This is a genomic window from Variovorax sp. GW821-FHT09D07, from assembly GCF_059416345.1.
In genome coordinates this window covers 51,264-57,816 of the sequence record NZ_JBWKOY010000016.1, presented here as the reverse complement: position 1 = coordinate 57,816, position 6,553 = coordinate 51,264, and the positions used below count along the sequence as shown (strand labels likewise).

Annotated in this window: 7 protein-coding genes; 3 read left to right on the top strand and 4 right to left on the bottom strand. The window is 69.3% G+C overall.

Annotated features, from left to right (window positions below; translation table 11 throughout):
* Positions 1-110: 110 nt before the first annotated feature.
* Genes AC07OX_RS31110 through AC07OX_RS31100 form a run of 3 tightly spaced genes read right to left on the bottom strand, consistent with a single transcriptional unit; the run spans position 111 to position 2,866 of the window.
* Positions 111-962, bottom strand: coding sequence for an ABC transporter permease (locus AC07OX_RS31110; protein ID WP_495261499.1), 852 nt, complete (start codon positions 960-962; stop codon positions 111-113).
* 9 nt (positions 963-971) lie between these two features.
* Positions 972-1,937 carry an ATP-binding cassette domain-containing protein gene (locus tag AC07OX_RS31105; RefSeq protein ID WP_062481101.1) on the bottom strand — a complete coding sequence of 322 codons (966 nt, stop codon included), beginning with the start codon at positions 1,935-1,937 and terminating at the stop codon, positions 972-974.
* Positions 1,938-1,975: 38 nt separating this feature from the next.
* Positions 1,976-2,866: a LysR family transcriptional regulator gene (locus AC07OX_RS31100; RefSeq protein WP_495261500.1), complete on the bottom strand. Its 891-nt coding sequence runs from the start codon at positions 2,864-2,866 to the stop codon at positions 1,976-1,978.
* A gap of 105 nt (positions 2,867-2,971) precedes the next feature.
* On the opposite strand from AC07OX_RS31100, the gene AC07OX_RS31095 reads away from it, so the two are divergent.
* Positions 2,972-3,637, top strand: a complete 666-nt coding sequence (locus AC07OX_RS31095) for a glutathione S-transferase family protein (protein WP_495261501.1) — start codon at positions 2,972-2,974, stop codon at positions 3,635-3,637.
* On the top strand, positions 3,634-4,599 hold the full coding sequence (locus AC07OX_RS31090; protein WP_495261502.1) for a pyridoxamine 5'-phosphate oxidase family protein: 966 nt from the start codon (positions 3,634-3,636) through the stop codon (positions 4,597-4,599). Before AC07OX_RS31095 ends, AC07OX_RS31090 begins: the two co-directional genes overlap by 4 nt.
* On the opposite strand, the gene AC07OX_RS31085 is transcribed toward AC07OX_RS31090, so the two are convergent.
* Complete coding sequence (locus AC07OX_RS31085) at positions 4,600-5,763, bottom strand: cytochrome P450 (protein ID WP_495261503.1); 1,164 nt, start codon at positions 5,761-5,763, stop codon at positions 4,600-4,602.
* An 83-nt stretch (positions 5,764-5,846) separates the two neighbouring features.
* On the opposite strand from AC07OX_RS31085, the gene AC07OX_RS31080 reads away from it, so the two are divergent.
* Positions 5,847-6,542 carry an ArsR/SmtB family transcription factor gene (locus AC07OX_RS31080; protein WP_070061854.1) on the top strand — a complete coding sequence of 232 codons (696 nt, stop codon included), beginning with the start codon at positions 5,847-5,849 and terminating at the stop codon, positions 6,540-6,542.
* The last annotated feature ends 11 nt before the right edge of the window (positions 6,543-6,553 follow it).

Below are 6,553 nucleotides of genomic sequence, written 5' to 3'. Positions count from 1 at the left end.
AGGGTCGCCTTTCTTTTGCCTACGTTTCTTTGGCGAAGCAAAGAAAAGTAGGTCGGCCGCCGGGCCGAGACCCGGCCTCGGGAAGCAAACCAAGCCAACACCTCAACGAACTACCCCCGAAACCTCTTCCGAGTCAAAGCCAAAGCAATCCAGAAAGCAACGACCGCATACAAAGCCAAAACACCCGCATGCACCCACCACTCCTCAGGCCACCGATCCATAAACAACGGCCGCACCAAAGCAACAGCATTCGTCAACGGCAACCAAGCCGCAACAGAACGCACAACAGAAGGCAACTGCTCCAGCGGAAAAAACACCCCACTCAAAAACATCATCGGCGTCATGAACAGCGTGAAGTAATAGGTAAAAAAGTCATACCCCTTAGCCAACGCATTGAAGATCAGTGCCACAGAAGAAAACGTGATCCCACACCCAATCAACACCATCCAGGCCACGATCAACTTGGGGCTGTGACTGATCCCAAGCCCAAGCATCACAAACAAGATCGCAGTCACAGTAAAAATCGACTTGAACGCCGCCCACAACATCTCCGCGAGCACGATGTCATCCAGCCCCACCGGCGCATTCATGATCCCGTCCCACGTCTTCTGCACATGCATCCGAGAAAACGCCGAATACAGCGCCTCGAAGCTCGCCGCATTCATCGCACTCATGCAGATCGACCCACTCGCCAGGAACAGGATGTAGGGCACCTGCGTGCCATCCACCGTCACCTGCCCGACGAGTGCGCCCATGCCGTAGCCAAACGCCACAAGCCAGATCAGCGGCTCCGCGATGTTCCCGATCAGGCTCGGCAGCGCCAGCTTGCGCCACACCAGCAGGTTGCGCAAAAACACCGGCCACCATCGCATCGACAGCTCGGGCGCGCGCCACACGGAGGGTGAAGGCGGCACAGGTGTCTCGGGAGAAACAGCAGAAGAAGCAGTGGTGGTTGTATTCATAAAGAAGGCCTAGCCATCCTGGCGAATCTGCCGACCGGTGAGCTTGAGGAAAAGATCTTCCAGATTGGCCGGCCGATGAAAGGTGCGCAGTCCGCCGTGCTGCGTGAGCGCATCGAGCAGACGCCGCGCGTCCTGCGTATAGAAGAACACCGTCTCACCGCTCACTTCCACGCGCGCAGCCAGCGCCTGCAGCTCGGCCGACCCGGCCAGCGACAGCGCCCCATTGCCATACACCTCGACCACATCAGGCTCCAGGTGCTCGGCGATCAGGTCGCGCGGCCGGCCCTCGGCGATCTTGCGGCCGTGGTCGAGCACCAGCAGCCGCGAACACAGGCGCTCGGCCTCGTCCATGAAGTGCGTGGTCAGCAGGATCGACTTGCCCTGCTGCAGCAGCACCTGCAACCGCTCCCACATCAGGTGCCGCGCCTGCGGATCAAGCCCGGTGGTGGGCTCGTCGAGCAGCAACAGCTTGGGGTCGTTCACCAGCGCACGCGCCAGCGATAGGCGCCGGCGCATGCCGCCCGACAGCTCGCCGGGCTTGGCGTCGGCCTTGTGCGAGAGCGCGGCGAACTCCAGCAGCTGCGGCACGCGTGCACGCACATGCGCCTTGCTGAAGCCGAAGTAGCGGCCGTACACCACGAGGTTCTCGGCACAGCTGAAGTCGGGGTCGAGGGTGTCGAACTGCGACACCACGCCCAGCTGCGCCTTGATGGCCAGCGCGTCGCGCGGCATCTGCAGGCCCAGCGCCTCGATGCTGCCGCCGTCGGGCGCGGTGAGGCCCAGGCACATGCGGATGGTGGTGGTCTTGCCCGCGCCGTTCGGCCCGATCACGCCCAGGCACTCGCCGGGCGCGATCTCGAACGAGAGATCGTCGACGACCGTGGTCTCGCCGTAGCGCTTGCGCAGCCCACGGACCTGGAACAACGGGGAAGAAGACGAAGAAGAAGGCGAGGAGGGGGTGGTGTGGGATGGCACGCGGCCATTCTGACGCAGCCGGCCGATTGGCGCAGCAGCTACATGCGCAGCCCGCTGAACTCGCTTTTCATCCACTCGATGAAGGCCCGCGTGCGCGCCGGCAGCAGCCGCGCATTCGGGTAGATCACGCTCACGGGCCGGGGCGCGGGCTCGTAGTCTTCGAGCACGAGCTGCAGCCGGCCCTGCGCCACATGCGGCAGCACCTGGTAAGAGAAGAAGGTGCCGAAGCCCATGCCCGCGGCGCAGGCCTCGATGGCGGGCGCGAGGTGGTTGAACTCCAGGCGGTTGTCGGGCGTCACGTGCACGGTCTTGCCGCCGTCGCGGAACGCCCATTGGGCCGGCGCATCGATGCGCCCGCGCACACAGGGCGCACCCGCCAGGTCGCGCGGATGGCGCGGCACGCCGTGCTGCGCGAGGAAGGCGGGGCTGGCCACCACCACACGGCGGATGGTGCCCAGCGTCTGCGCCACCAGCGACGAGTCTTCGAGCGGGCTGATGCGGATGCCGACATCGATGCCCTCCTCGAGCAGGTTCACCGTGCGGTCGTGCAGCCGCACGCTGCAGCGCACCTTCTCGTGGCGCTGCATGAAGCGCACGATGGCGGGCGCCACGTACATGTGGCCGAACAGCACCGGCGCGGTGATGACCAGCTGCCCGGCGGGCTCGCGCGCCTCGGCCTTCAGCGCCTGGTCGGCGGCGTCGGCCGCGAGCAGCACTTCGCGCGCGCTCGGCAGGTAGTGGCGGCCTTCCTCGGTGAGCGAGAGGCGCCGCGTCGTGCGGTGAAAAAGGCGCACGCCCAGGTGCGCCTCGAGCGCGGCGAGCGCGCGCACCACGGCGGGCAGCGAACTGCCGAGCGCCTCGGCGGCGCGGGTCAGGCTGCCCTGGTCGGCAATCTGCACGAAGGTCTGCATGGCTTTGAAGCGATCCATGGCGCGATTAAACCGGAAAACGCAGCAGTCAAATCCGGAAAAGGCTATTCATTCATTTGGTGGAAGAGAGAAGAATCGAGGCCATACCCACCCGAAGGACTCTTCATGACCGAGAACAGCACCAACACCCACCAGCCCGCCCAGCCCATCCAGCTCTTCGGCAGCGCCATCTCGGGCCACGTGCACCGCGTGCGCTTCTTCCTCTCGGTGCTGGGCCTGCCCTTCGAGATCGTCGAGCTCAACCTGCGCCAGCGTGAGCACCGCACGCCGGAGTTCCTGGCGCGCAACCCCTTCGGCCAGGTGCCGGTGATCGAGGACGGCGAGGTCACGCTGGCCGACTCCAACGCCATCCTCGTGTACCTCAACGAACGCTACGCCCCCGACCCGGCGCGCTGGATGCCGCGCGACCCGGTGGGCGCGGCGCGCGTGCAGCGCTGGTTCTCGGTGGCGGCCGGCCCGCTGGCCTACGGCCCGGCGGCGGCGCGCATCATGGTGCTGTTCGGCGTGGACGCCGACCGCACCGAGACCGTCAAGCGCTCGCACGCGCTGCTCGCGGTGATGGAGACCTGCTTGTCCGAGCAGCCCTTCCTCGCGGGCCCGTCGGCCACGCTGGCCGACATCGCGAACTACGCCTACGTGGCGCATGCGCCCGAGGGCAGTGTGTCGCTCGACGCCTACCCGCAGCTGCGCGCTTGGCTGGCGCGCGTGGAAGCCTTGCCCGGGTTCGTGCCGATGGTGCGTTCGCCGGTCGGCCTGGCGGTGGCGTCATGATCGCCGCACCTTTCCACGCCGGCGAGCGCGCGCTGCAATCGCTCGTGGGCGCGCGCGAGCAGATGGAGGCGGTGGGCCCGCGCGTGATCCGCGACTACATGCCCGACCAGCACCGCGAGTTCTTTTCGCTGCTGCCGTTCCTCGTGGTCGGAAGCCTCGACGCCGACCTGCAGCCGTGGGCCAGCATGCTCGCCGCGCCGGCCGGCTTTGCGCACTCGCCCGACGCGACCCACCTGCGCATCGACGCGCTGCCGGGCGCCGGCGACCCGCTCACTGGCCAGCTCGTACCCGGCGCCACGCTGGGGCTGCTGGGCATCCAGCCGCACACGCGGCGGCGCAACCGCATGAACGGCACGGTCGAGGCGCTCGACGCGGCGGGCTTCATGGTCGAGGTGCAGCAGAGCTTCGGCAACTGCCCGCGCTACATCCAGGCGCGCGAGCCGGTGTTCGCCGCGCCGCCGGCCAACGAGCCCGCCGTGCAGTGGCTCGACACGCTCGACCTCGCGGCCGAACGGCTCATCGGCGCGGCCGACACGCTGTTCATCGCCACGGCGTACCCCGACGCGGTGGCGGTGGGCGACGCGGCCGATGCGCGTTCGCACGGTGTCGACGTGTCGCACCGCGGCGGTCGGCCGGGCTTCGTGCGCGTCGATGCGGGCGGCGTGCTCACGGTGCCCGACTTCAACGGCAACCACTTCTTCAACACGCTCGGCAACCTGCAGGCGCACCCGCGCGCGGGCCTGCTGTTCGTCGATTTCGACACCGGCGAGCTGTTGCACCTGAGCGCCACGGCGGAGATCGTCACGGACGGCCCCGAGGTTGAAGCGTTCGAGGGCGCGGAGCGGCTCATGCGCTTTCACGTCACGCGCGCGCTGCGCCGTCCGGCCGCGCTGCCGCTGCGCTGGGGCGAGGCCGCGTTGTCGCCGCACCTGGCGGGCACGGGGCGCTGGGCCGCGCACTGACTAGTCGAAGACGGGAATGCGCCCGTTGACTGACGGGCGGTAGTGCCAGCCGAGCGTGTCGAGGTTGGGTGCGCGCTGCGAGTGCAGCAGCGCTTCAAGACCCGCCGCAGCCAGCGTGCAGGCCAGCGCCTGCCCCGGACACGCATGCAGGCCATGGCCGAAGCCAAGCACGCGGCGCTGCGCGCGCATCGGCATGAAGCGGTCGGGCTCGGGGTTGAACGCCGGATCGCGCTGCGCCGAGGCCAGCAGCACCAGCACCGCATCGCCCGCCGCCAGCGAGGTGCCGGCAATCTCGACGGGCTCGATCGCGAAGCGGCGCGTGTTCTGCACCGACGGATCGTGGCGCGACGTCTCCTCGACGATGGCGAGCAACCCGTCGCGCGTGCGTGCCAGTGGGCGCAGCGCAGGCTCGCGCGCCAGTGCGATCAGGCTGTTGCCCAGCAGGCCCGCCGTGGCGTCGCAGGTCTGCGAGAGCAGGCCCACGAGGTTCGCCAGCAGCGCGCGCGAGAGCGGCGCGCTCGCAGCGCTTTCGGCCAGCACCGCCGCCAGCAGCGTGCCGTCGCGCGGCGAGGCGTTCGCGCTCAGGGTTTCGAAGCGGTTCATCAGCGCGCCGGCCGCCATGCTCGCCGCCTGCAATTGGTCTGCGTTCGACAGCGGCGAGAGGCAGGCGACGAAGTCGCGCATCCAGCGGTCCACCTGCGGCAGTGATGCACCGTCGAAACCAAGCAGGTGCGCCATCGCCCGCACGGGCAGCGAAAACAGCGCGTCGGACAGCGGCGCCTGCGCAGGCAGCTGCCGCGCCACGTCGAGCGCGGCGGCGTGCGCCGCATGCAGGTCGAGCCCGGCCAGCGCGCGCTGCAAGGCCGGCCGGTGCGCCTGGTGCGCGGGGCCGTCGTTCATGCGCACGAGGTGACCGAACACCTCGCCCGCCGGGCTGCCCACGATCGCGCGCGGCACGGGCTCGGCGGCGGGGCGCACGCGCAGCGCGCCGTGGGCCTGCAGCACCTGCATGACCACATCGGCGCGGCTCGCGACCCACACGCGCAAGCCGGCGTGCCACGCGAGCGGCGGGCCGTCGCGCAGGGTGGCGTAGTACGGATAAGGGTCGGCATGCGTGGCGGCGGCGACCGGGTCGGCGGGATGAGTGAGCGTGGCGGTAGTCATGGCGCGCAGTGTGCGTTCGCCGCCGCCGACACACTTCGGTCGCGAACGAAGTGTGGGATGCGGCGTCGCTTTAGGATGGCCGCATGGACGACACCACCGCTTCCGACTTCCAGCTCGCCCGCCTCGCCGGCGCCATCGCCGAGCCGGCGCGCGCCCGCATGCTGAACTGCCTGATGGACGGCCACGCCCGCACCGCGACCGAGCTGGCCACGGTGGCCGAGGTGGCGGCCTCGACCGCGAGCGCGCACCTTGCGCGCCTGAAGGAAGAGCGGCTGGTCGAGGTGCTCGTGCAAGGCAAGCATCGCTACTTCCGCCTGGCCAGCGACGACGTGGCCGCCGCGCTCGAAAGCCTCATGGTCGTGGCCGGCGCGCCGCGCCCTGCGGCCACCGCCTTCCAACCCAACACGCCGAGCCGCCTGCGCAGCGCCCGCACCTGCTACGACCACATGGCCGGCACCGCGGGCGTCGCGCTGCACGACCGGCTGCATGCGCAGGGCTGGCTCAGCGGCCTTGCGAGCGGCTCGTACGAACTCACGCCCGACGGCGCCATCGCGCTGGAGAGCCTGGGCGTCGAGGTCGATGCCGTGCGCCGCTCGCGCCGCCGCTTCGCCTGCGCCTGCCTCGACTGGAGCGAACGCCGCCCGCACCTGGGCGGCGCGCTCGGCGCCGCGTGGCTGCAGCTGTCGCTGCGGCGCGGTTGGGTGCGGCAAGAGCTTGACGGACGCGCGCTCACGCTGACGCCGAAGGCGCAGCGGGAGATGCCGGAGTTGTTTGCCTGAGGGCGAAGGCG